Source organism: Paenibacillus chondroitinus NBRC 15376 (assembly GCF_004000765.1).
GTDB classification, from domain to species: Bacteria; Bacillota; Bacilli; order Paenibacillales; family NBRC-103111; genus Paenibacillus_E; species Paenibacillus_E chondroitinus.
Map to the genome: position 1 here is coordinate 1 of NZ_BILW01000056.1, position 24,400 is coordinate 24,400.

Genomic DNA, 24,400 nt, shown 5'->3' on the forward strand with positions numbered 1-24,400 from the left:
CCCTTTGCAACAAATGGTTGTATGATGTGCAACGAAAGACCGTAATCGCGGTCTGACCACACCATTACATTATTTTTAATGCAACGTAGCCCTTCAACTTTGCTGCACACCCGTCTTTTTTCTTATCTACGGAAAAAAGAGACCCGCGAAGGAGTCTCTCTTGTCCATTTTTATAAAATCGTACGTTGGAAATCTGCTTCATCATAGGCTTGGTACTCGCTGGAAGGCTTCGCCAGGACAAGGATTTTCCCCCGATCCAGCTCGCCTTCCAAACGACTGGCCTCTACATCAGGCACGCCGAGAGCCTTCATCTTCGCCCTAAGCTCATCGCCGCGGGAACGGAAAAGATTTGCAATAGCCGTTAGCATGCCCTCTTCCTGCACGGTAATTTGCTCTGCACCCGTATAATTCGCGACGAAATCGGTACCTTCAGCACTGTGCGTCAGCACATAAATGTGTTCCCTCGAAAAGCCTTCCCTGTACAATTGCTGTACTTTCTCCTGCGCTTCTTGAAGATTGGTTGTCACACTCACTCTTGTGTAAGTACTCATGGTAATTCCTCCTCTTTCGATTGATTTTATAGGGTAAAGCGATTGTTACTGCGGGTTCATGTAGCTAGTTGCGGGCTAGATGCCTCGGCGTCTGCCGAAAATCAGCGATACGACAAACATGATCAGGAATACGAAGAACAGGACTTTGGCAATTCCTACTGCCGCTGAAACAATTCCAAAAAATCCGAATACACCAGCTACGAGAGCAATGATTAAGAACATGACAGCCCAGCCTAACATAGGAAACACCCTCTTTTCATCAGTAATTTGTGTTGCTTGGCTATGATATCTATTAACCGCTTGTCCCTAAAATGAAACATTTATCGGTGGAAAATCTCCCGCTCCATTCTCTCCAGCCTCTGATCCATCCGTTCGAGCAGTTCCTTCATCTCCATGTTCTCTTGTTCAGCCCGATAGTTAATGGCAAAATCCAGGATAGCCTCCTGCTTATCTCGATTTGCCTGACGATTCTGGCTCATGAGGATAACCGGCGCTTGAAAAGCCGATATGCACGATAGTATCAAATTCAGCAAAATGAACGGCGGCTTATCGTAGGCAAAACGCGTCAGATTGAGCAGCATCCAGCTCATCAGAAAAAGAGCGAACAGCACGATAAACATCCAGCTTCCGCCGAATACCGCGATGCGGTCGGCAATGCGGTCCGCCCAGGACGATTTTTTGGCCTGCTGCTGCGTCAAATGCGACTTGATATTCCCTTGATACTCTCTGACCATTGCAGTAATCCGCGTCAGCTGCTCGATATTAAGCTTGGCATGCGTATCGCGCTCCAACTCTTGAATCAGCTTGTCAGGTATGCGCTCATTCGGAGACTGCTGCTCATCTACTGTGCTCATTGTAATCTCCTTCTTTCTGGTGATTTATACACATTGTTAACCGCTGCCGCTGCGGGCGAAACAAGGGGGGGAGTGCATTATTTGGGAACTACAGACCACTATTCTCCTGGAATCTGGTTTCTTCTGTTCGTTAACGATGCAATCCCCTCCCCCGCAGCTAACAACAAAAAACCACCTGAGACAACGATACGCTCATCGTCTCAAGTGGTTTTATCTCTTACGATATATTCGTTCCTGCGGAACGTACTCCTCGTAATGCACGCCTTCCGGCACGAAAAGGATGGACTCCTTTTTGCCTAACCCAAGGTATCCTCCGCCGACTAAGCTGCCGTGAAACAAGCTGTGTACCTGGGTCTGCAGCTTATGATCAAAGTAGATCAAGACATTACGGCACAAGATCACATGAAATTCGTTAAAGGAGCCGTCCGTGGCCAAATTGTGCTGCGCAAACATCAAGTTATCCTTCATGACCGGCTGGAAATAGGCGTACTGATGATCCGTTGTGTAATATTCGGAGAAAGCTTTGGTCCCGCCGGAATCCAAATAATTTTTGGTAAAATATTGCATCTGCTTAAGCGGGAAAGCCCCTTTTTGCGCGGCATCAATCGCTTTCTCATTCATATCCGTTGCGTAGATCTTCGTTCTCTCCGCCAAGCCCTCCTCCTGCATCAGGATCGCCATGGAGTACACTTCCTCCCCCGTCGCGCAGCCGGCATGCCAGATGCGAATCTCGGGGTACTTCCTGAGCTCAGGCACGACCAGATTGCGAAAAGCACGGAAAAAGCTGGGATCCCTGAACATCTCGGTGACGCGGATCGACATGTCATTGAGCAAGCGATCCACGAAGCCAGGTTCATGAAGAACCTTCTCCAATAGTGCGGTGACGTTCGGCAGCTTCTCTGCTTTCATGCGATTCAGAACCCGCCTCCGTAAGGAAGAACGGACATAGTGGCGGAAATCAAACCCGTACATTTGATACAGGCCTTCTAGGAGGAGATTAATTTCAATGTTTTGCCGTTCATCCTCATAAGGCGGGTTCTCCAAGTCGACGGGCTCCTCCACAGGCTTACGATTCAATGTTTTTTCACCTGCTTCGTTAGCCATACACGCATAAGCGAAAATAGCTGATCCATATTTAGCGGCTTCGTAATATAGTCGGAAGCTCCGGCTTCCAAGCATTTCTCTTTCTCACTTTTCATCGCTTTGGCCGTAAGGGCGATGATCGGCAGTTCATGCATATGCAGTTCTCCTCGAATCGCCTGCATGGCCTCATAACCGTCCATGACCGGCATCATGATGTCCATCAAAATGAGATCGTACTCGGCGCCTGCGCCTAACATCTCCAAGGCATCTTTCCCGTGATCCGCTACATCCACGGTGACTCCCTTCGTCTCCATCGCAGTAACGAGCGCGAAAACATTGCGCGCATCATCGTCCACGAGCAGCACTCTTTTGCCTTGGAACAACTGTGCATCCGAATGAATGACTTCCGCGTCCGATATCACTGTTTCGACCGATGAAACGGCAGACGGATCAACAGCTTGCGTAGAAATAATCGTTCGCTCTTCCACGGCAGCAGCAATTTCCCCTCCATGAGAGTCATTGCCAGGCGTCTCATGATCCTGCTGCGTTTCAATTGCGTTAGGCACGTAGAGCGTAAATGTGCTGCCTTTGTGCACCTCGCTTTTCACAACAATGGAGCCCCCGAGCAGACGCGTAAACTCGCGGCAGATGGATAAACCAAGCCCTGTTCCGCCGAATTGCCGGTTGGTTGTGCCATCCACCTGACGGAACGCTTCGAAAATGACCTGCTGCTTGTCGATAGGAATCCCGATACCGGTATCTGCAATCGAGATGGCAAGCACTTTTTCTGCCGGATCTCTGTGCAGGAGTTCCTTCACACGAGCCGGGTCGGCAAGCGCTATTTTCATCATGACAGAACCTTTTTCGGTAAATTTAAACGCGTTGGAAAGCAGATTCTTCAATATTTGCTGTAGGCGCTGGCCGTCCGTCTGAATGACATTCGGCACATCCGGTTCCAAGACGATGTCAAAGTCGAGCCCTTTTTTCTCCGCGACCGGAGCAAACATCAGTTTCATCAATTGCGGCAGTTCGGTCACATTGAAATCTTCCGTCATGATGTCTATTTTGCCCGCCTCGACTTTGGATAAATCCAGGATATCGTCGATCAGCGCCAGCAGATCCTTCCCTGCGGCATTCACCACACGCGAATACTCCACAATCTCCGACATTTGCAAATCGCCGTTATTTTCCGCCAGCATCTGGGACAAAATCATGATGCTGTTCAGCGGTGTGCGCAGCTCATGCGACATATTGGCAAGAAAATCAGATTTGTACTGGGAGCTCGTCTCCAGCTTTAACGAATAATCTTCCAGCTCGTCTTTGGCCTTCTTTAATTCCAACGCCTTTTGCTCAGAGAAATGATTCTGCTCTTCTAAAAATTCGTTGGTCATGCGCAGCTGTTCCTGCTGCATTTGCAGTTCTTCCGACTGCGCCTGCAGCTCCTCGGATTGCGCTTGAAGCTCTTCCGTCAATATTTGAGACTCGGATAGCAATCGCTCTACTTCCATGCGGCTGCGCACATTCGTGATGGCCGACCCAAACTTCTCTTGCAGCGAGTCAACCAAGGTCAAATGCTGAGCCTGGAACGGATGCAGAGACGCTAGCTCGATGACAGCCTCTGTGTGGCCATCCACAAGAATTGGCGCTACCAGCAAGGTACGAGGGACTGAAGCACCTAAACCAGACGTAAGTTTCACATGATTATCCGGCAGGTTATCGATGAGGAAAATACGCTGATCCACCGCACATTGGCCAACCAGACCTTCTCCCAACCGAAAAACAGCCGCAGCGGGATCTTTCCCGGATGCCGCATACCCTGCTATTTTCACATAGCGAGTTTCTTCCCCGACGTTTTCACGAAGGTAGACAACCCCATAGACGCTATCCAGCATTTGCGCCAATTTGCTGATAAAAGTCCCACCCAAACAACCAATATCATTAATCCCCTGATACAAAGTGGCGACTTCGGCGATATTCGTTTGAATCCAGTTTTGCTTCTCCAAATCTCCCAACATCTCATTGGTTGCCTCTGCCAAGTCCCTTATCTCATCATGGCTCGTCAGTTCAATTCTTGACGTCAGATTTCCTTCGGAAGATGTAATATAACGAATCGTTCTCGTAACTTGCCTGATTGTATTCGTAATAGAATTAGATAAAACCAATGCTACAATGATTGCAAAAATAGAAATGATGCCCAGAAGAGTAAAAAGCACAATTTTAAGATTTTTATTACTTTCCGCAAGCTGCTCAGCTCTAGCCGCCGTCAGCTGCTTTTCTGCCGCAAGAAAAGAATCCAATTGGGTACGCAGTTGATCCATCAGTTTTTTTCCTGAATTTTGCCTGAAATAATCGTCAATTGCCGCCTGTTTGTTTTCTTTCTTCATCAGAATCACATTATCACCAGCCGTGCGGATCCAACTTTGGATCGTCGGCTTAATACGCTCCAAACTCTCCTTCTGGGCGGGGGTAGAACTGACTAACTGCAGAAGCTTATTATAATTATCGAGCCATGTTTTGTTGGCTGTATCGTAGGGATCCAAGTATTGAGCGTCTCCAGTAATGATGTAGCCTCGCATGCCGGTTTCCATATCAACCATGTTTTTCTGTATGGCGTTGATAAGATCATGCGCTTCCAAATCATGACTGGAGACAAAATCCACTTCCTTCTGCAGCGCACTGACACGGCTGCTCACAATGAGAAGAGCAATTCCTAAGCATATGATAATAAATACATATCCCATTATAATTTTTGCACGTATATTCGCACGAAAAAATTTGCCCATAGCAGCCTCCTAGTACAGTTCATAGAGAACGTTAGTTAACATTCTACTATTCTAACTATACCATAGTTGCGGAGATAGAGAGAAAAACTACGCCTATTCCTGTAGTTTTTCTAGTATTTCCGCCAGCTCCGGATCTGATTCCGGAAATGCTAGATTCATACTCTCTAGCGCTGCTACGGCAATTTGCAGCACAGCCCAATCCCGATACCAGCGGTGATTGGCCGGCACAATGTACCAAGGCGCCGTTTCAGAGCTGCAATGCTTAAATACCGATTCGTAGGCTTCCTCGTATTGAGCCCATGACTCCCGCTCTACCAGATCACTTTTATCAAATTTCCAATGCTTCGTAGGATCTGTCAGCCGATTTCGCAGCTTCGCGAGTTGGAAATCTTTCGAGATGTGGAGGAAAATCTTCACGATTTTCACGCCGCCGCTCTCCAACAATTTCTCGAAGCGGTTAATATGCTTGAATCTGCTCTTCACTTCCGCCCCGTCAATCCAATGATGGACTCTCGTGATGAGCACATCTTCGTAATACGAACGAATGAAGGCTCCGATCATCCCTTTGGCCGGTGCAATCTGATGGGCGCGCCATAAGAAATCATGAGCCGCTTCCTCTTCCGTTGGCGCACGAAAACTGTTTACCCTGAACCCCTGCGGATGCAAGCCGCCAAGGGCATGTTTAACGACGCCGTCTTTCCCGCTGCAATCCATCCCCTGTATAACAAAGAGAACGGATTGCTTCTTCTCGGCGTACAGCTTATTTTGCAGAGCTTCCAGCTGCTCTTTCAAGCGCTCCACCGCAGCGTCTACCTCTTCCCTGTCACGGATGGCTCCAGTATCATTGGGGTCGATAGTGGCCAGACGAAATTTTTTTCCAGGTTCCAATTTAAAATGCTTGACTGACATAGGCCGGCCTCCTCTAAGGATTAGGTGTAAGAGCACCCTTTAATTTCAGTATTGCCCGCTTCTGAATGCGGGAAACACTCATCTGGGATATCCCTAGCTGATCCGCAATTTGACGCTGTGAGAGCCCTTCCTGATAAATAAGATGAATGACTTTCCTCTCTTCCTCTTTCAAGCAGGTCATCGCTTCTTCCAAGTCCATTCGTCTCTCCAGGGATTGATATTCGTCGGTTGACCCGGCAATCATATCGCCTATCGTCGCACTATCCCCTTCACTGTTCAGCGGCGTATCCAGCGAAGTGTAATGATAATAGTCTCGGCCAGCCAATATTTCGATGGTCTCTTCCGCGCTAAGCTCCAAATAAGCCGCCATTTCATCAATATTCGGCGACCGTTCGAGCTTGACGGTGAGCTCATCCAGGGCTCTCTGAACGAGGGCTCCCTTCTCCTTAATTCGTCGCGGAACCTGTATGTACCATGATTTATCACGCAAATAGTTCTTCAAGTGACCAATCAAGCTTTTCATCGCATAGGCTTCAAAAGGAGTATCCAATGTACTATCGTACTGGGTGAACAGCCGCAGCAAAGACATCTGCCCGACCTGATACAGATCTTCATATAGATCAGGACGGCTCCGTGACATCTTGCCGACTGCCATACGAACGATAGGTTCATAGTGCAGCAGCAGTGCCGTAGCCGTCTCTTGGCAAGCCGTTTCTCTATAAATTTTCATTTTCACATACATGTCATAGAGAGGCTTGTTGGATGATGCATTCACATTCATACCATTTCCTCTTTTCTATTCATCTGCCCTGTTAGCTGCTTCTTCAAAACAACCTGAGTGCCTTTGCCGCTTTCCGTCAGCACCTGCACATCGTCCATTAAAGCCTGCATGAGGAATAATCCTAACCCCCCCACCGCCGCTTCACTAATGGATTTATGATGCAGAGCAACCGTATCGGATTCGGCTTGTATATAATGAAAGCTGTTCCCTTCATCCTTAACGCTAATTTGCAAAAATCCGTCCTGCTGCTCGTACTGAATCTCAATAGTACCAGGCTGCCCCTGCTCATAAGCATGCAGAATGGCATTATTGCAAGCTTCTGCTACAGCTACCTTCATATCTTCAATATCTTCAAATGAGAAGCCCGCTTTCGAGGCTACACCGTATAAGGTTAGTCGGACAATATCCAGGTATTCCGCCTGTGCCGGGATTGTAAGGCCGATGTATGGGTTCATATGATTTCTTCTTTCCTTTCTGCACTACCATGATTATGAATTTGCAGTTCTCCGTCCACCAAGTAGCGAGCAACGCCAGTGATTTCAAATAAACGCTGAATTCTCGCGGGAATATGCTGAATACGGAAGGATGCGCCCATCGAAGCTCTTACTTTAAGCACCGAGACAATTAAGCCTATGCCCGTACTGTCAATATAGCGCAGCTCTTTCGTGTCCAAAGTTAATTGCTGATCGCCTTGGGAAACGACAGAATCCAGGACGGCTGCAAGCTCGGAGGCCGCTGCCAAATCAAGTTCCCCGCTTAAGTATATAATATTTTCTTCCCCATTCGATTGCTTATAAACCGTAAATTTGCGTATGTTCACAAAGATAGCTCCTTCCTATTTCATGCTGCCCATATGAGGCGTCTTTTTGGATTTAAACTTCTTCCACATCTCAATCGAAACTGCCGCTCCTTGCAAAATCGTTTGCCATCTGCCGCTTAATGACGGCGTATCTTTCGGCAACCGCGTTTGTTTCACCGCGTCGATGAAGCCTGTAGCTGATTGTTTCATAGAAGAGGTAAGTTCGTGGACGACTTGACCGACGTCGTTCACGGAGCTGAACAGATGATTCAACTTTGCCAACTTCGCACGAACATCTATAGCCATCTCATTGGTATTGAGAATAACGTCCTGTACTTCGGAAGATATCTGCGTGACCTCGTCCTTCATTTGCCCCATGGTCAGAGTGATCTGATCCAAGGACAGCTTCAGTGATTTCAAGGTTTGAATCAAATAGAAGACAAGGAATACGAAAGCTATGGCAGCAAGGACTGCGCTAAGTTCAACTAACATGTCAATCACCCCTGTTCGCTTGATTAATTGCTTGATTACTTATCGTTACCCGCCTTATCAGGAAGTGAAACAGCCTTTCACGAATTTCCAGATGTTTCTATGCCATGTTTCAAAAGAGAACCTCCCGGGTAAAGACAAGATAGAAACAATGAAACAATCCTATAAATTGAATGGAGGAATTTCACATGGTGAAAACCGCATTGAAGGAAAATGCCATTACCGAAACGTTGGACAAGCAAGTAGCGAACTTCTCAATTCTATATATGAAACTGCATAACTATCACTGGTATGTAAAAGGTGAAAATTTCTTCACGCTGCATCTAAAATTCGAAGAGTTGTACACGGAGGCCGCGCTGCATCTGGACGTTATCGCCGAGCGAATGCTTTCGCTGCGCGCCGTGCCAACGGCTACCCTGCAGGAGCATCTGGAGCTTGCTTCTATTAAAGAAGCAAGCAAGGGCGCTTCCGCAGCGGAGATGGTGAAGCAATTGGCAAGCGATTTCACCCTCCTCTGCTCGGAGATGACCGAGGGGATCGCGCTTGCCGAAGAAAGCAAGGATCAGCCGACGGCTGACATGCTGATCGGGATTCGCGCCTCGCTTGAGAAGCACAGCTGGATGCTGGAATCTTTCCTCGGCCGCTAAGCGGCTGGGGGCTGATCGAAGGGGAACTGTAGGCCCTTATTCGAGCCAAATCGCCTGCTTTCGGGTCCAGACGGAACTACAGGGCGCTATTCGCTCCAAAAAGCTCAAATGTGAGCTTGCAGGGCTAAAATAGAGGACCGTAGTTCCCACTCCCCGATCGAAGCATCGATTTTCGTGAGAATAGAGGATCGTAGTTCCCTTAACCACAAAGGGCTATCTCCATAGGTCATGCCTGACCTTAGAGATAGCCCTTTTTTATACATATTTAACGAGCGTGACTTCCGTCCCTTGTTCGGTGTTCACGGTCACCTCATCCATCAGCGCTTGCATGAGATACATGCCAAGGCCTCCAGACTGCAGTTCGCCAAGTGTCCGGCCATCCGGAGATTCCGACTGGTCTTGCTGACTCTGGTAATCAAAGCCAGGACCGTCATCTTTCACTTTCACAATCAGCTTGCCTTCACCAAGCTCAAAGCTGATTTGGATTTGCCCCAGCATGGCCGACGTCTCCCCATGAAGCACCGCATTGTTGCAGGCTTCCGAAACCGCTACTTTCATATCCTCGATATCCTCATAGGAAAACCCCAGCTTAGAGGCAACCCCGTAGAGACTAAGCCTCACGAGGTCCAGGTACTCCGCTGCTGCGGGTATGTTCAGACGAACGACGTTCATGCGGTTCCTTCGATCCCTTCATTAAGAAATCCGGAAATGCCTGTAAGGTCAAACAGCCTTTTAATACTGGATGGAATATGGCGAACGGCGAACGGCACCTTCAGCTCATCGCGTATTTTCAAAGCAGAGACGACAATACCGATCCCCGTGCTATCGATATATGTTAACTTACCTACGTCTAGAATTAACGCCTTATCGGTTCTATGAACAACCGCTTCGAGCGCATGGCGGAACGTTAAAGCTGCTGCCAAATCGAGTTCACCGCGGATATGAAGCAGTATAGATGTTTCCAATTCTTCTTGATCAACTTGGAACTTTTCTACGGACATGAGCCACACTCCTTCTATGTGATTTGCTCTTTCAAGTGTAACAAGTGCCTAGCCTTTACACAAGGTTTACAGCCAAAAGCCTGATCTGCCGGGCCTTTCCGGACATGCAACGAAGCCGGCCAATCCGGCCAGCCTCCGCTTACAACACTCCGCTCTTCTCCGCTACAAATGGATGGGCATACTCGCCGCAAATGACCGCTCCCTGCTCCACCATGACCTGTTTGTCCAAAATAACCCGGTCCAAATAGGCGCCTGCCTGGATCATGCAATCCTGCATGATCACGCTATTTTTGACGTGCGCCCCCGCATGAACGGCAACCCCGGGGAACAAGATGCTGTTCTCCACAAAGCCTTCTATTCGGCAGCCGGGCGCAACGAACGCATTGCGGATCAAAGCTTGCTGATGACATGCGATCGCAGTCTCGTCCTCTTTTCGCGTATACACAGACTCTTGGTGCTCCATGAACTGCCTCCATCCATGCGGCTGCAGCAGCTGCATGCTGTGCGCATAGTAACTGTCGACGGAATCCATAATCGCCATGTAGCCATGATTGGCATAACCTTGTACATGAAGGTGGTCCAGCTGCTCCCATACCGCCTGTTTCAGATCCGTGGCTTTTCCGGGCTTCAGGCTCATCTCAATGAGATCAATCAGCAGCTTGCGCTCCAGAACCATCGTATCCAGATCAATATTTTGCGGAGACAGACTTGGCAGCGCATGGTAGGTGGGAGCGGCGCCAACAACCCGGCCTTGATCATTTATATTTAAGCTGTAAGCATGTCCAATATGCGCATGGCGGTCCATCTCCGTCAAATGTTTGAAGAGTACCGTAATATCCGCTCCACTACTGTCATGGTAATCCATCATTTGATCATAATGGGAATGATAAATAATGCGGCTGGGTGCAAGCAAAACATACTTCTCCGCTCTGGATTTTAAGTAATCCAGAGGGTAATCCAACTGAAGCTCATCGTCATGCTGGGCGGCTAGGGTGTGCAGCGCCTCTAACCCATAGTGCCGACCGTTTCCGATATGCCGGAGCAGCGACTCCGCCTTCGGAGCCGCCAGCACCACCACCTCTTGAATGCCGGCATTGCTCATATTGGAAAGCGCAAAATCCGCTAACCGGTACCGGCCGGCAAAAGGCACCGCCCCCACGCACCGGTCACGGGTAAGTGTGGACAAATCGTTTTGTTCATTGATGAGATTAATGATACCAAGAACATTTTCCATACCGCATTCCTCCTTAGGGCTTACACGAAATTCAGCCGCGTACCGGTCAATGGAGCAGGTATAGAGGCTGGATAGTGACGTCCAATCACGGATTTCTCGCCGACGACGGTAACGCCCGGTTTCCCTGGCTTACCTACAATAGCGCCGTCTTTGATAATCGATCCTTCCCCGATAATGGCGTTAAGGATAAGGGCGTGTTCCCCGATCTGAACGCCGGGCATAATGACGCTGTTCAGCACCCGGCTATGCTTGCCGACCGTCACACCGTCGAATAGAACCGAGTGGCTAACATTCCCGTAAACAGAGACGCCATCCCCGATTTCGGCGTTATTAACCCGTGCGTCAAGCGCCACTTGGCTTCTGGAGAAGTTCCGTTTGGCTGTCAGCACAGGCCATGCCTCCTGATCCATCTGCAGCCTCGGATTATAACCAAGCAAATCCATGTGAGATTCCCATAGGCTTTCAATCGTGCCGACATCCTTCCAGTATCCTTCGAACGGATAGGCCGATACATGCGCCCCCGCAGCCAACAGTCCGGGAATAATGTCATGGCCAAAATCATGGCTCGAAGCCGGATGATCCGCATCCTGCTCCAGACAGGACTTCAGGAACTCCCAATTAAATATGTAGATCCCCATAGAGGCCAAGTTGCTAGTCGGTCTGAACGGCTTTTCCGCAAAAGCGGTAATCCGATGCTGCTCATCTGTGCTGACAATCCCGAACCGGCTGGTTTCCTCCCATTTCACCGGCATAACCGAAATCGTCGCATCCGCGCCGGTTGCCTGATGATGTTCCAGCATCGTCCGATAATCCATGTTATAAATATGATCGCCGGAGAGGATCAGCACATAACTCGGGTTATGCTCCTGCAGATAAGCCAGGTTCTGATAAACGGCATCTGCAGTTCCCTTATATGCATTAGGTGCTCCGGCCTGCCGTTCCAGAAGCGAAATGCCGCTGCCGCCTTCCACCTGCCAAACATCCCCGGTTCCAATGTGCGCATGCAAAACGGCCGGTTTATACTGCGTCAGCACGCCAATCGTACCAATTCCTGAATTGCGGCAATTGCTCAAGGCAAAGTCAATCATCCGATACTTCGCTCCAAAATGAACCGCCGGTTTCGCCATATACCTCGTTAACGGACGAAGCCGGCTGCCCTCTCCGCCTGCCAACAGCATTGCTACACATTCCTGCTTTTTCATCATCATCTCATCCTTCCTTTTGGTTTTTTTTGAAAATGACAGCCGCCAGTGGCGGTATCGTTACCTGAATACTGTAAGGTTGATTCTGACACGACCACTCTTCCGCAGTCTGTGCAGGCTCATTCATCACACCCGATCCGCCGAATTCTGGGAGATCACTATTAAATACTTCTTCGTATTGCCCAAGCTCTTTCACTCCGATACGGTAACCTTCGTGTGTTTCGGGTTTGAAATTGCAAACCATGAGGAGATCTTCATTCCCCTCGCCTTTCCTTCCAAATAACACCAGCCCGTCAGCCGTATCCTCAAAATCAATCCCTTCAAACCCATCTGGCGCATAATCCCGCTCCCACAGAGCCTTCTCCGAGATATAGAAATGATTCAACGACTTCACATAATGTTGAAACTGTTGATGTTCACGATCCTGCAGCACGTCCCACGTGAGTGCCGCTTCCGAGTCCCAATCCTGCTCCTGGCCGAATTCGCTGCCCATGAACAGGAGCTTTTTGCCGGGATGCCCGATCAGATAGGCGTACAGCACACGCAGATTGGCAAACCGCTGCCAACTGTCGCTTCCCGACATTTTACCCAGGAGAGACTTATCTTGATTAGCCATCTCGTCATGCGCATAAGGGAGAATGTAATTCTCATCCCATGCCTGTTGCAGCGATTTCGTCAACTGCGGTTCCAACCCGCTGCGTTCCTCTTGATTCTTTTTCATATAGTCGAGTGTATTCCACGTAAAGCCTAAATTCCATTTATAATTAAAACCCAGTCCGCCCTGTTCAACCTGCTTGGTTACGCCCGGGTATGAACTGGAATCCTCCGCCATCATCAAGGCGTTCGGGTATCTGGCGAAGATGACGGCATTCAGCTTTTGGAGAAAAGCGATGCCTTCCAAATTTTCGTCGCCACCCTCGTCATTCGTGATGCAGTCGTCTTCCGTCCTGTCGAAATTTAGCGTCAACATGCTGTACACCGCATCGACACGCAAGCCGTCAATATGATAAACATCCATCCAGAACAAAGCATTGGAGATTAAAAAGCTATGCACTTCGGGTTTCCCGTAATCAAAAATGTAAGTCCCCCACGTCGGATGCTCGCCTTTACGGCTGTCGGCATATTCGTACAGCGGCTTTCCGTCGAATCGGGCTAATCCATGAGCGTCCTTGCAGAAATGCGCCGGCACCCAATCCATTATGACGCCAATCCCCTTCTGATGGCAGCGATCCACCAAATACATGAACTCCTGCGGCGTTCCGAAACGGCTCGTCACCGAGTAATAACCTGTAATCTGATAGCCCCAGGATTTATCCAGCGGATGCTCCATAAGCGGCATAAGCTCGATGTGCGTAAAGCCATGGGCCACGACATAATCGACTAACTCGTCGGCCAATTCCCCATAGCTGTAGAAGCTGCCGTCCTCCTTGCGTTTCCAGCTGCCTAGATGCACTTCATAAACAAGAAGCGGCTGCTGTAGAAATTGGTGCGATGTCTTCCCGGCAAGCCAAGCTTCATCCTGCCAATCATAACCTTCCAAGGATGTCACGATGGAAGCGGTTCCGGGTCTAAGCTCAGAAGAAAACGCGTAAGGATCTGACTTTAAATAGCAGTCATCATCTGATGTGATGATTTCATATTTGTATAAAGTGCCTTCCTTCAATCCGGGGATAAAAAGCGTCCATACGCCGTCTGACACCGTCATGCCATGATTCCGGCCATCCCAACCGTTGAAGCTGCCCGATACGTTCACTTGCTTTGCATTTGGTGCCCACACGGCAAACTGGACGCCCTTCACAGCATCCCTTTCCTCTAAGTGAGAACCCAGAAACCGGTAACTTTGGTACTGCGTACCCTCATGCAATAAATATAGAGCGTCTGAACCCAGTGACGATGTCATCGTTGTCATCCATTTTCCTCCCCGCCATCGATTAACTTCATGCCATGTATTACCCCTGTTAGCGCCTATTGAAACAAAAAATGCACAAGTCGCCCAATTTTTGGGGCAAACTCGTGCATGTATCCATTTGTTATTAATAAGTGCCAATTACGAAACGCTAATCATGACCAGGCACATATCGTCCTGTGGAGCCTCGCTTTTGTCATGCGGATAGATCTGCTCCACCAGCTCTTCTGGATCATGTGTGCTGCCAGAAGACTGCAGGCCTTGCCTTATTTTCGCGATACCGTCCTGTTCCTCATCATCCAGCCATTCCGATAGACCGTCTGTAAATAAGACAATACGCGCCTCTTGCTCATAACGAATTACGCCTTTGGTGACTTCAATTTCCTCAAAAAAACCAATGGCGCAGCAGCCTTCCGTCAGCAGCTTCACCTCGCCATCCAACTCCGCAATGCCTGCCGGGTGCCCTGCATTCACATACTCAATCGTTTGTTTCTCCGTATCCAGTACCAAGTAGATCGCCGTAAAATAATAATTAATCAAGCTGTCCGATTGATGCAGCTGATTCATCCTGCCATTCAGCTCGCGCATCACACCCTCCGGATCGCAAATATGCGTGATGGTATCCTTCAAAGCCGAGTAAATATACATACACACCAGGGAAGACGAAATACCGTGCCCCATCATATCCAGTAATATAACACCATACCGATTCGGTCCGATCGGATACCACGCGTAGAAGTCCCCCGCCAATTCCGACGATGGCTTATAGACCGCAGAGATTCGGATATTTTCCTCCTCTATGGGGTTGCTGAGCACGCTGCGCTGTACCTGTTTCGCCAAATCCAGCTCATATTTAATCCGCTTATCCCGCTCTTTGTGCCAATCCTTCTCATATTTCAAACGGAGCGTCGCACGGATTCGGGCGAGCAGCTCCACCTTATTAATCGGCTTCATCACATAATCAAGCGCCCCTGCATCCAAAGCCTCAGCGAGCTTATTCGAATCCCCCATCGCCGTCACGAAAATAATCGGGATATCCCGCAGCCTCTCATTCGCTTGAATCGTGCGGCAGGCCTCTACGCCATCGATCTCCGGCATCATCATATCCATTAAGATCAGATCTACCGGCACCTCCGCCGGACTGGGGGAATGCATGTCTAATAACTGATACAGCTCTTTCGCCGAGGACACCATTTGGAGATCCGTGTATCCCGCTTTAAGCAATATTTTTTCAATAATTAGTAAATTTGTTGCGTTATCGTCCACAATAACAATGCTCATCGCCATAACCCCTTTCGGGTAAAAGTTAACTGGAACCCTCATCTAGTTTACCATAGTTCAAAAACAAAGAGCTTCTCTATGTACTACCCGCCTGCGAAAATTTTAATCATTGTCAACGGACAGCTATGCGCAAAAAATGCCCCGCCTGTTTCAAAACAATGGAATAGGGTTACAACCTAGTATAAGGCATGACCCACTATACCCCAATTGAAGGAGAGATGACTCATGAGTGAAACTGTCGAAACAAACAGAAGCGGACTATTGTTAGGCCTGGTAATCGGTGGTGCGATAGGCGCTGTAGCCTCATTGTTATTAGCCCCGAAAAAGGGTGCAGAACTGCGAGACAACCTCACAACGACATATCGAAACCTATCCGATAAAACAAACCAATTCGCCGCAGCCCTGGGACAAAAAACAAAGGAAATGGCCGCCAAAACCGGTGATAAAACGGAAGAGATGGCGGAAAAGCTGAGCGATAAAACGCAGGACTTAGCCGAAATGGCGAGTGATAAAGTGCAAGCGTTTGGTGAAAAGGCTAGTGAAAAAGCAAGAGACATTGGCGAGAAAGCTAGTGCCAAGGTTCAGGAGATTGCCGAGCCTTTGCAGTCGGCTAAACCGGAGTACTCGAATAATCGGCACTAAAAGAGTAAGCCAACATTTTTGAAAGGAGTGGTTTGAAATGGATAAAAACATGCTGCATCGACAGCTAACCGATCAAGGTTTAGAACGTGTGGATTATACGGAGAAAGCCGTTTATCAATATAATATCTATAGTGAGGCTACAGCTGCCTCCTATCCGCTTACATTAACGACGTTCACCTCCGAGCATGGGAATACGACCGTGCACTTCCATGAGGCAGGCTTCCCGGAGAATAGATTCGTTCCGTTGGAGGTCCGCCGGGCCGCGCTGGACAAGCTGATCGAAATAGAACGGCTGTGCAACGGCCCCTCCGGTAAAACCTTGGAGGAAGCCAACAACAGCTCCATGGCTCAGGATTTGGACGAGATCAAGAAACTCGGCAATGAAATGAAGCACATGAAGACCAACAGCGAGCTGATCGAGAAAAATTTGATCCCGGATCCGATTCAATAAAAAAAGGTTGGACAGGAGAAACCTCCTGTTCAACCTTTTTTTGCGTCCACACTTCATTCCGTCAATGGAGTGAGCTTCCCGTGTATGACTAATCTTCCCTCTTTGGCATCAAGCGTGTAGTCGCAGGTAGAGAGCGTAAGAATGGAGTCACTTGCGGTTAACGCTTCATTAGTCTCATAAATCGAGCGGTTCTGAATTGTATGCAAAAATGATGCATATTCATCGGTATCGCCAAAATCGGTTTGAATATAGTTGAATTCAGTCGTCGTATAGTACACTGCAAAAATGTCTACCCGATAGGAATGATTTAAGCTAAGCCGCAAACAGGCAATCCCAAGGAAGTCATAACGGCCGAATTTCTTAAAGATATTTACCAGATCGAAGCCAAGGTAAGACTCGAAGATAACTACGTCAACATTATGCCTATTCGTAAATTGTAAAAAAAGGTTGAGCAGCACACGAAGCGCTGCTCAACCTTTTTTATTTCGGCTGCACCATCTCTTCCGGTCGCACGTAAGTATCGAACTGCTCCGCCGTCAAGTAGCCGCTGCGCACGGCTGACTCTTTCAACGTCAGCCCTTCCTTGTGGGCTTGCTTCGCAATGCTGGCCGCTTTCTCATACCCGATATACGGGTTGAGCGCCGTAACCAGCATGAGCGACTGTTCGAGATTGCGCTGAATCACCTCGCGATTCGGCTCCATCCCCACGAGGCAGTTATCGTTGAACGAGCGCATGCTATCGGCCAGCAGCCGGACGGACTGCAGGAAGTTATGGATGATAACGGGCTTGAACACGTTCAGCTCGAAGTTGCCCTGGCTGGCGGCGAAGCCGATGGCCGCATCGTTGCCCATGACCTGGCACACGACCATCGTCATCGCTTCGCTCTGGGTCGGGTTCACCTTGCCCGGCATAATTGAAGAGCCGGGCTCGTTCTCCGGGATCGTGATTTCGCCGATCCCGCAGCGGGGACCGCTCGATAGCCACCGCACGTCGTTGGCTATCTTCATCAAGTTCGCCGCGAGCGCCTTCAGCGCGCCGTGAGCGTACACGATCTGATCATGGCTGGTCAGCGCATGAAACTTGTTCGCCGCCGAGACGAAGCTCGTGCCCGTCTCGCTGGAGAGCTGCTCGGCAACGCGCGCGCCGAATTCCGGATGCGCGTTCAGCCCGGTGCCCACCGCGGTGCCGCCAATGGCCAGCTCGCGCATCGTATCCACGCTGCTGCGCACCATGCGCGCGCTCTGCTCCAACATCGCCCACCAGCCGCTAATCTCCTGCCCCAGCGTCAGCGGGGTGGCGTCCTGCAGGTGGGTGCGGCCGATTTTGACGATGGAGGCATAGGCCTCCATCTTGCTGTGCAGCGTCGCCTGCAATAGCTCTAGCGCAGGCAGCAGCTCTTGCTCCACCGCGAGAACGCCGGCCACGTGCATCGCGGTAGGGAACGTATCGTTCGAGCTTTGCGAACGATTCACGTCGTCATTGGGATGGATGCGTGCTCCATCCCCGAGCAATTCGCTGCCGCGATGCGCAATCACCTCGTTGACGTTCATATTCGACTGCGTCCCGCTGCCGGTCTGCCAGACAACGAGCGGGAACTCCCCGCTCCAGCGGCCCTGCACGATTTCGTCCGCCGCCTGCGCGATGGCGTCTGCTTTGCCCGGCGTTAACCCGCCAAGCTCACGGTTGACAATAGCGGCCGCTTTTTTCAATAAAGCAAAAGCAGCAATTAACCGCTCCGGCATCCGCTCGGTCCCAATCTTGAAATTCTCAAAGCTGCGCTGCGTCTGAGCGCCCCACAACTTATCCACAGGTACTCTGATTTCCCCCATCGTATCTCGTTCAATCCGGAATTGCTGCTCCAAACCAATCATCCTCCTATGTAGGCGCTGACCGCCAATACCTTCTGTTAACCAGCCAATGGCTAGCGTCAAACACATGAAGCATAGTTTGCCCAAATGATGGAACGCTATGAGCCATAAACTGGTTTTTCCCATTGCAATCAAGCTATAATCAAGGATAACTAACAAAACATGTGCCCTGTACAGGGGTACGCAAAGGAGCTCTCACGTATGGAATCGAGACTTGCTATCATCGTCCGCTCGACGGAAATCGATGTGAACGGCCACGTCAACAACGCCAAATATTTGGAGTATCTGGAGTGGGGCCGTGAGGAATGGTACGAGCTTTCCCAACTGTCCTACGAGACCTTTGGCTCGATGGGCATCCAAACCGTAACGGTGAACATCAACATTAATTACAAAAAAGAATGCAAGCAAGGCGAACACCTCACCATTACCTGCCGCCCGGATAAAATGGGACGCTCCAGCTACGTGCTGAAGCAAGAAATTTATAACGAGCGCGGAGAACTATGCGCGGATGCTCTGGTAACCAGCGTGACGATGGATAGCACGACACGCAAAAGCGTGGAAGCCCCCGAAGCGCTGCGGAAACATTTTAGCTGAAAAAGAGATAGTTAAAGGTTACCTGTGGATAACTTTTCCCCCAGTGGTGTCGGCATGCCGTCCATGCTGACCATATTTTTCTCCTGCCAATAAGCCAACAGACCTTCTTCGCCTTTATTTGCAGCCCATTTCTGCAGCGTATTCCGCTCCCCCTCATAATTGTAAAAAGGAACGCTGAAGCCGCAGGAAGTCTTGACTTCATGGACTTTGACAGCGATAATTTGCCGGGCTCCAGGCAGCATAGTGAACATGGGGGCTAACGCCTCCCACTCCTGGGTATCCGGCAGAATGACGCGCCCCTGCCCGTATAAGCGCAGAATCATCGGCGGTCCCTCGAATGCCGTAAACATAACCGTTATCCTTCCATTCTCTTCGAGATGCGCGCTTGTTTCGTTCCCGCTCCCCGTTAAGTCCAAATAAGCCACTTCATTCGCATTGATAATGCGCAGAACGTCATGGCCCTTCGGTGATAAATTCACATGCCCATCCCCTGACAGCGGGGCCGATCCTACGAAAAAGATGTGCTGCTTGGCAATAAACGCCTCATGTTCCGGCAGTATGGCTTCAAATGATTTCCCCATTGCGCTCTCCACCTTTCCATTTTCTTCTATTATGCTCCTCCTCATTCTATTTGTGAAATATATTTCTTCGGCATGCTTTATAGTTATTGCCTATGGTTACTCGCCAAATGATATTCAAAAAAGATGGAAATTATTTGTATAATTCAGGAGCCCTGGAGGCATACTTAGTTGGTTGAAAAATGAGGAGGTGAGTGTTCATGTCAACGAACAATCAAAACGATGTGGTAAGCCACGCCATCAACGCAGCTCAAGCCAATGCGGAAGACAGCCAAGCACAGCAGCAGGTGGAAGAGCTAAGCTCCATGCTGCAAAGCTCAACAGCCGATGCCAATGAGGATACGTCCTCTGAAGAGTAGTGTTTCCCTTAGGGACAAACACAAAAAGAGCTTTCCCAACAGGTCAATCTGGACCTGGGGAGAGCTCTTTTTACATTCAGCAAGACTGGTTTCTCTTCCTCCGCCTCATGAACCAAACGCCCATCCACCGAATAAATTGTAGCAAAAACGTTAGGGATGGATGTTAAGCATGGACGGATTAGATCACCCTTTAAGTATACAAACCTACCAGATGCTCCACGATAAATTAAAGCTGCTTTACCCCGCCGTTATTCATCACACGCCTTACACAGCGGAACGCACCATGAACATTGCGATTGTTAATGCCGTTAACAAGCAGCTTCACGAGCAAGGCTACCCCCAAAATCCGAAGACAGACGTTACCGCCTACTACGAACTGAAAAACAATCAGCGAGGGGTGCTCAGCCTAACTTTATGGAATTATGCGTTTTCCGGCGGCGCTCATGGCCTTACTATTCAAAACGCTTTAACTTTCAATACAGAAACCGGTCAGGCGTATGCGTTAAAAGATTTGTTTAAACCGGGCAGCGATTATGTCGGCAAGCTCAGCGAAATGATTAAATCTGAAATTAAGCTGCGGGATATTCCCCTGCTGGTTGACTTTAAAGCGATTCGGCCGGATCAGGATTTTTATATTGCGGATAAAGCACTCGTCATCTATTTTCAAGTTTACGAACTGGCCGCATATGTGTACGGTTTTCTTTATTTCCCTATTTCTGTGTACGCCCTTCAAGACATCATTGCCGAAGAGGGTCCGCTGGGGAAAATGTTTAGTTAACCGCAGACGATAATTTGTCGGCTAAATTTTCCTTTGTTGACTGCGCAGCGGTCTGCAATGTGAAAACCAGCCTGTTCAATCAGCGGATCAATCTGCTCCGTCGTTATAATGACCGCACGCTGCGCCAAGCGGCGAGCTGACTGCAGCATCTGCAGCTGCTCGTCCTCCGGCAGCTTCGAGCATAGGTTGTATGGCATGTCGAGGATGAGCGCGTCATAGCGGTTCTCTGCGTTGCCAGCAGCTGGTGTAGCGGCTGCGGCGGGGGCAGCCGCTGGGACAGCAGAGACATGGGAGGCCGCTGGCAGGCCCAGCGACCGCATGTCTCCAAGCGTGACCACGTTCGGCATGCCGAAGTGGGCCAGATTCACCCGCGCGCCGCGCACCGCCAGCGGGTTCATGTCGTTGCCGACGATGTCGATGCCCATCGACATCGCTTCGACCAGCACCGTGCCGATGCCGCAGCACGGGTCAATGACCCGCGTGCCCTCGGTGACGGGCACGGCGATGTTCACCACCGCCCGCGCTACGCGCGTACTTAGGGCCGTGGAGTAGTTCTGCGGCTTCTGTTGATGCAGAAGCCAAACGGCTTCGCCGTGGGAGCAGTCGCCGAACAACCAGCGGTCCCCCAGCTGCGTCACGGCAAACCACTGCTCCGGCTTCCGCATCTCGGCTTTGCCGCGGAGATGCCGGCCTAGTTCGCGTTCGACGTCCCGCCGCCGGTCATAGCTGACCGGCGTGTCCGTCTCCGCGAACACAACCTTAAACGTTGACCCGCTTACGGTCAACGTCTCGACCTGCGAGGCCAGTTCCGGCAGGCTGCCGGCCTCGTAGCGAACATCCAGCCGCAGCTTCAGGAATGGGCTGCGGCTTGGTTCCACCCTGCGCGGGCTGACGGCGTAGCCCGCGCCGAGCACGGTTTCTGCGCCCAGTAAGGTGCGCAGCTCTAACTGACAGAGCGCCTGCTCATCTTCATGGCAGGCGTAAATATAGATATGTTCCATTGATCGGTATCCCTCATTTAAATATGAATCTATGTTATGAAGTAACATCTTTGCTTTCGCTTAGGAATTGCTGTGTGACTTGCTTCATGAAGGTTTTGGTCGTCTGGCACAGGAACATGTCCTTGCGGTATACGATGCCGACATCCTTTTGCGGCACAGGATCCATAATCGGAATGCAGCGGATCTCGCTGCTCTGAATGCCTTCCACATAGGAGCCGGGCAAAACCGCGCCGCACACATGATTTTTAGCCATTTGCAGCAAAGACTCCAACGTGGACAGCTCCAACACCGGCTTACATAGCAAATCTGACTGCTCGCAGCATGCTTCTATCATATGCCGGACATAAAACTTCTTAGGCAGCATGGCGACTGGCAGCTGCACAAGATCCTCCAGCCGGATCGCTTCGGCGTCAGACAGTGGGTGATCTTTGGAGACAACTAGCAGCAATTTTTCCTTATACAAGGGAATCCTAACCAACTGCTCATCCTCATCCGGCAAAAAAACAACGCCTAAATCCAGCTGATTGTTCAACAGCCCTTCTATCGTCTCTTCGGTGGCCAGTTCAGCTACTGACAGCTCTATTTTCGGATACTCGGCATGAAAAGCCATAATCGTAGCCGTCAGCAGATGATTGCCCGAGCAGCCAATTCGCAGCCGCCCCCGCTGCATGCCTTGAATCTCGTTGAAAGCAGCCTGCGCTTGCTCCAACTCATGAAAAATATTGCGGCTGTGCTTAAGCAGAATCTCTCCCGCCTCCGTCACATAAACCTTTTTGCCGATGCGCTGAAAAAGAGGCGATCCGATCCGCTGTTCCAGAATACGAATTTGCTGGCTTAATGTAGGCTGGCTGATGCCCAGCTTCTCTGCGGCTTTTGTGAAATGCAATTCTTCGCAAACGGCCAAAAAATAGGCCAATAACCGATAATCCATCCTCTAAGCCCCCGTTCATAGCGATTAACTATGATCGTAATTGATATTTGCCAATTGATCAATGATTGTTATTTTTCTATAGTATAGAATAACGATTAAGATCGTAAACGAAAGGTGGTTACTTGCCATGTATGGACAAATTCGATTTGAACGCAATCCGCACCTCAAAACAAAACCAGGTGTCCAGGATGATCTAGGCTTTGGGCGTATCTTTACAGACCATATGTTTGTGCTGGACTACGTCGAAGGACAAGGTTGGCACGATCCGCGAATCGTTCCTTATGCCCCGCTCTCTTATGACCCTGCCGCGATGATTTTTCATTATGGGCAAGCTGTTTTTGAAGGGTTAAAAGCATTTCGCACCGAAAGCGGAGACATTCAAATTTTCCGTCCCGACCAAAATGCCAAAAGGCTCAACCGTTCCAGCGAACGGCTTAATATGCCCCCAATCGATGAGGACTTCATCGTAAACGCTATTCAGGAGCTCGTGCGTGTCGATGCTGACTGGGTACCAAGCAAACAAGGTGCGTCTCTCTATATTCGTCCCTTCGTGATTGCCACTGAAGCCGGTCTAGGCGTGCGCCCATCTTCGCGCTACTCCTTCGTTGTCATTATGTCGCCGGTAGGCGCTTACTATGAGGAAGGGCTTCAGCCTGTCAAAATCCTCGTAGAAAGCCACTACGCCAGAGCCGTTCAAGGCGGTACTGGCGGTGCCAAAGCTGCCGGGAACTACGCAGCAAGCTTGAAAGCGCAAGTGCTTGCTAAAGAGCATGACTGCGCGCAGGTACTGTGGCTGGACGCTATCGACAAGAAAAGCTTGGAGGAAGTCGGCAGCATGAACGTCTTTTTCAAAATTGGCGGGGAAGTTGTGACGCCAAGCCTCAGCGGCTCGATCTTGGAGGGTATCACCCGCAAAAGCATAATCCACTTGCTGAACGATTGGGGCATCCCTGTCATCGAGCGCAAAATCTCGATCGACGAAATCGTGCAAGCATATGAAAATGGCACGCTGGAAGAAGCCTTCGGCACAGGAACAGCCGCCGTTGTTTCGCCTATCGGCAGCCTGCTGTGGCAGGGCACTCCGATGGTCATTAACAATGGCCAGATCGGTGAGCTCGTCCACAAGCTCTACGACACGATTACTGGCATCCAATACGGCCGCATCGCGGATAAACACGATTGGATGGTAACTTGCTAATCGCATCCGGTATATGAAGAACCTTTCCTTCCACTTAGGTGGTTGGAAAGGTTCTTTTTGCTTAGGGCTTAGCCTTCATTTAAGGGAACTGAAGTCCCCTATTCAGAAGGAAATGAGCTCCTTCCTCCTCGGATTGGAACTACAGGGTCTTAATCTCCCTCCATGGCGGGGTTTCCAAGTGGATTCGGCGAAATAGAGGAACGTAGTTCCCTTTGCCTGTGAAAACCGTGAGCTCTCCAAGAAATAGCGGCCTCTAGTTCCCTCTTAGAGACCTTACAAGTAGCTACTCTCCCCATTCTGCACCACCCAATCTCACTATTCACCACATCCCCCACTTCCACCTCAACAGCCAACAAATTTATTAACTTAGCGATTATTCTGCTAAAATTTCTCAGCTGTTTCCTCCCTATATGGAGCGTCAACCTGGGACTGAGCACAGGAGTAGGTAGATTACTTGTATTAACGCCGATTCCTCCATT

28 protein-coding genes are annotated in these 24,400 nt (G+C 49.8%); 7 read left to right on the forward strand and 21 right to left on the reverse strand.

The annotated features are described in order from the left end of the window. Positions 1–170: 170 nt before the first annotated feature. From PCH02S_RS31995 to PCH02S_RS32040, 10 genes are all read right to left on the reverse strand, one after another. Positions 171–551 carry a general stress protein gene (locus tag PCH02S_RS31995; RefSeq protein WP_127458159.1) on the reverse strand — a complete coding sequence of 127 codons (381 nt, stop codon included), beginning with the start codon at positions 549–551 and terminating at the stop codon, positions 171–173. A gap of 75 nt (positions 552–626) precedes the next feature. Further along, entirely contained in the window at positions 627–791 is a 165-nt protein-coding gene (locus PCH02S_RS32000; protein WP_127458160.1) for a DUF1328 domain-containing protein, read from the reverse strand. 80 nt (positions 792–871) lie between these two features. Further along, on the reverse strand, positions 872–1,405 hold the full coding sequence (locus PCH02S_RS32005) for a DUF1003 domain-containing protein (RefSeq protein ID WP_127458161.1): 534 nt from the start codon (positions 1,403–1,405) through the stop codon (positions 872–874). Positions 1,406–1,615: 210 nt separating this feature from the next. Beyond that, positions 1,616–2,482, reverse strand: a complete 867-nt coding sequence (locus tag PCH02S_RS32010; protein WP_246069345.1) for a CheR family methyltransferase — start codon at positions 2,480–2,482, stop codon at positions 1,616–1,618. After that, on the reverse strand, positions 2,479–5,271 hold the full coding sequence (locus tag PCH02S_RS32015; RefSeq protein WP_127458162.1) for a CHASE3 domain-containing protein: 2,793 nt from the start codon (positions 5,269–5,271) through the stop codon (positions 2,479–2,481). The genes PCH02S_RS32010 and PCH02S_RS32015 overlap by 4 nt, the downstream gene beginning before the upstream one ends. Positions 5,272–5,364: 93 nt before the next feature. Continuing rightward, positions 5,365–6,180, reverse strand: a complete 816-nt coding sequence (locus tag PCH02S_RS32020) for a PPK2 family polyphosphate kinase (RefSeq protein WP_127458163.1) — start codon at positions 6,178–6,180, stop codon at positions 5,365–5,367. A 13-nt stretch (positions 6,181–6,193) separates the two neighbouring features. Then, entirely contained in the window at positions 6,194–6,961 is a 768-nt protein-coding gene (locus PCH02S_RS32025) for a sigma-70 family RNA polymerase sigma factor (protein WP_127458164.1), read from the reverse strand. Beyond that, complete coding sequence (rsbW, locus tag PCH02S_RS32030) at positions 6,958–7,416, reverse strand: anti-sigma B factor RsbW (RefSeq protein WP_127458165.1); 459 nt, start codon at positions 7,414–7,416, stop codon at positions 6,958–6,960. The genes PCH02S_RS32025 and rsbW (PCH02S_RS32030) overlap by 4 nt, the downstream gene beginning before the upstream one ends. Continuing rightward, entirely contained in the window at positions 7,413–7,781 is a 369-nt protein-coding gene (locus PCH02S_RS32035) for an STAS domain-containing protein (RefSeq protein ID WP_127458166.1), read from the reverse strand. Before PCH02S_RS32035 ends, rsbW (PCH02S_RS32030) begins: the two co-directional genes overlap by 4 nt. A gap of 15 nt (positions 7,782–7,796) precedes the next feature. Beyond that, positions 7,797–8,252: a DUF948 domain-containing protein gene (locus PCH02S_RS32040; RefSeq protein ID WP_127458167.1), complete on the reverse strand. Its 456-nt coding sequence runs from the start codon at positions 8,250–8,252 to the stop codon at positions 7,797–7,799. Positions 8,253–8,437: 185 nt separating this feature from the next. Between PCH02S_RS32040 and PCH02S_RS32045 the strand changes: the two genes are divergently transcribed. Then, positions 8,438–8,896 (forward strand): Dps family protein, encoded by a 459-nt coding sequence (locus tag PCH02S_RS32045; protein ID WP_127458168.1) that lies wholly within the window; start codon positions 8,438–8,440, stop codon positions 8,894–8,896. Between the two features lie 255 nt (positions 8,897–9,151). Here PCH02S_RS32045 and rsbW (PCH02S_RS32050) read toward each other — a convergent pair whose 3' ends face one another. From rsbW (PCH02S_RS32050) to PCH02S_RS32075, 6 genes are all read right to left on the reverse strand, one after another. After that, positions 9,152–9,568 (reverse strand): anti-sigma B factor RsbW, encoded by a 417-nt coding sequence (gene rsbW, locus PCH02S_RS32050; RefSeq protein ID WP_127458169.1) that lies wholly within the window; start codon positions 9,566–9,568, stop codon positions 9,152–9,154. Beyond that, positions 9,565–9,897 carry an STAS domain-containing protein gene (locus tag PCH02S_RS32055; RefSeq protein ID WP_127458170.1) on the reverse strand — a complete coding sequence of 111 codons (333 nt, stop codon included), beginning with the start codon at positions 9,895–9,897 and terminating at the stop codon, positions 9,565–9,567. The genes rsbW (PCH02S_RS32050) and PCH02S_RS32055 overlap by 4 nt, the downstream gene beginning before the upstream one ends. A gap of 139 nt (positions 9,898–10,036) precedes the next feature. Further along, entirely contained in the window at positions 10,037–11,131 is a 1,095-nt protein-coding gene (gene glgD / locus PCH02S_RS32060; RefSeq protein WP_127458171.1) for a glucose-1-phosphate adenylyltransferase subunit GlgD, read from the reverse strand. A gap of 20 nt (positions 11,132–11,151) precedes the next feature. Beyond that, positions 11,152–12,339, reverse strand: a complete 1,188-nt coding sequence (locus tag PCH02S_RS32065) for a glucose-1-phosphate adenylyltransferase (RefSeq protein ID WP_276563006.1) — start codon at positions 12,337–12,339, stop codon at positions 11,152–11,154. A gap of 1 nt (position 12,340) precedes the next feature. Further along, positions 12,341–14,242: a 1,4-alpha-glucan branching protein GlgB gene (glgB, locus tag PCH02S_RS32070; protein ID WP_127458172.1), complete on the reverse strand. Its 1,902-nt coding sequence runs from the start codon at positions 14,240–14,242 to the stop codon at positions 12,341–12,343. A gap of 138 nt (positions 14,243–14,380) precedes the next feature. Next, on the reverse strand, positions 14,381–15,520 hold the full coding sequence (locus PCH02S_RS32075) for a SpoIIE family protein phosphatase (RefSeq protein ID WP_127458173.1): 1,140 nt from the start codon (positions 15,518–15,520) through the stop codon (positions 14,381–14,383). Positions 15,521–15,745: 225 nt separating this feature from the next. Between PCH02S_RS32075 and PCH02S_RS32080 the strand changes: the two genes are divergently transcribed. After that, the gene (locus tag PCH02S_RS32080; RefSeq protein WP_127458174.1) at positions 15,746–16,162 is read left to right on the forward strand and encodes a YtxH domain-containing protein; all 417 of its coding nucleotides are present in this window, start codon (positions 15,746–15,748) and stop codon (positions 16,160–16,162) included. Between the two features lie 37 nt (positions 16,163–16,199). Next, the gene (locus PCH02S_RS32085; RefSeq protein ID WP_127458175.1) at positions 16,200–16,613 is read left to right on the forward strand and encodes a hypothetical protein; all 414 of its coding nucleotides are present in this window, start codon (positions 16,200–16,202) and stop codon (positions 16,611–16,613) included. Between the two features lie 53 nt (positions 16,614–16,666). Here PCH02S_RS32085 and PCH02S_RS32090 read toward each other — a convergent pair whose 3' ends face one another. Next, a complete protein-coding gene (locus tag PCH02S_RS32090) occupies positions 16,667–17,071 on the reverse strand; it encodes a class B sortase (RefSeq protein WP_127458176.1) in 405 nt (134 codons plus the stop codon). 22 nt (positions 17,072–17,093) lie between these two features. Beyond that, on the reverse strand, positions 17,094–18,476 hold the full coding sequence (gene fumC, locus PCH02S_RS32095) for a class II fumarate hydratase (RefSeq protein WP_268597631.1): 1,383 nt from the start codon (positions 18,474–18,476) through the stop codon (positions 17,094–17,096). A gap of 207 nt (positions 18,477–18,683) precedes the next feature. Between fumC and PCH02S_RS32100 the strand changes: the two genes are divergently transcribed. After that, positions 18,684–19,076 carry an acyl-CoA thioesterase gene (locus PCH02S_RS32100; RefSeq protein WP_127458178.1) on the forward strand — a complete coding sequence of 131 codons (393 nt, stop codon included), beginning with the start codon at positions 18,684–18,686 and terminating at the stop codon, positions 19,074–19,076. 11 nt (positions 19,077–19,087) lie between these two features. Here PCH02S_RS32100 and PCH02S_RS32105 read toward each other — a convergent pair whose 3' ends face one another. Continuing rightward, positions 19,088–19,657 (reverse strand): pyridoxamine 5'-phosphate oxidase family protein, encoded by a 570-nt coding sequence (locus PCH02S_RS32105; protein WP_127458179.1) that lies wholly within the window; start codon positions 19,655–19,657, stop codon positions 19,088–19,090. Positions 19,658–19,854: 197 nt separating this feature from the next. On the opposite strand from PCH02S_RS32105, the gene PCH02S_RS36010 reads away from it, so the two are divergent. Both PCH02S_RS36010 and PCH02S_RS32110 read left to right on the forward strand, forming a co-directional pair. Then, a complete protein-coding gene (locus tag PCH02S_RS36010) occupies positions 19,855–20,013 on the forward strand; it encodes a hypothetical protein (RefSeq protein ID WP_164819822.1) in 159 nt (52 codons plus the stop codon). 169 nt (positions 20,014–20,182) lie between these two features. After that, the gene (locus tag PCH02S_RS32110) at positions 20,183–20,791 is read left to right on the forward strand and encodes a DUF3298 and DUF4163 domain-containing protein (protein ID WP_127458180.1); all 609 of its coding nucleotides are present in this window, start codon (positions 20,183–20,185) and stop codon (positions 20,789–20,791) included. Here the strand turns inward: PCH02S_RS32110 and PCH02S_RS32115 are convergent. Both PCH02S_RS32115 and PCH02S_RS32120 read right to left on the reverse strand, forming a co-directional pair. After that, entirely contained in the window at positions 20,788–21,792 is a 1,005-nt protein-coding gene (locus PCH02S_RS32115) for a TRM11 family SAM-dependent methyltransferase (protein WP_246069347.1), read from the reverse strand. The two genes, PCH02S_RS32110 and PCH02S_RS32115, sit on opposite strands and share 4 nt — an antisense overlap. Before the next feature lie 34 nt (positions 21,793–21,826). After that, positions 21,827–22,723 carry a LysR family transcriptional regulator gene (locus tag PCH02S_RS32120; RefSeq protein WP_127458182.1) on the reverse strand — a complete coding sequence of 299 codons (897 nt, stop codon included), beginning with the start codon at positions 22,721–22,723 and terminating at the stop codon, positions 21,827–21,829. Between the two features lie 127 nt (positions 22,724–22,850). Here PCH02S_RS32120 and PCH02S_RS32125 point away from each other — a divergent pair, with 127 nt between their 5' ends. Next, the gene (locus PCH02S_RS32125; protein WP_127458183.1) at positions 22,851–23,921 is read left to right on the forward strand and encodes a branched-chain amino acid aminotransferase; all 1,071 of its coding nucleotides are present in this window, start codon (positions 22,851–22,853) and stop codon (positions 23,919–23,921) included. Positions 23,922–24,400 lie beyond the last annotated feature (479 nt).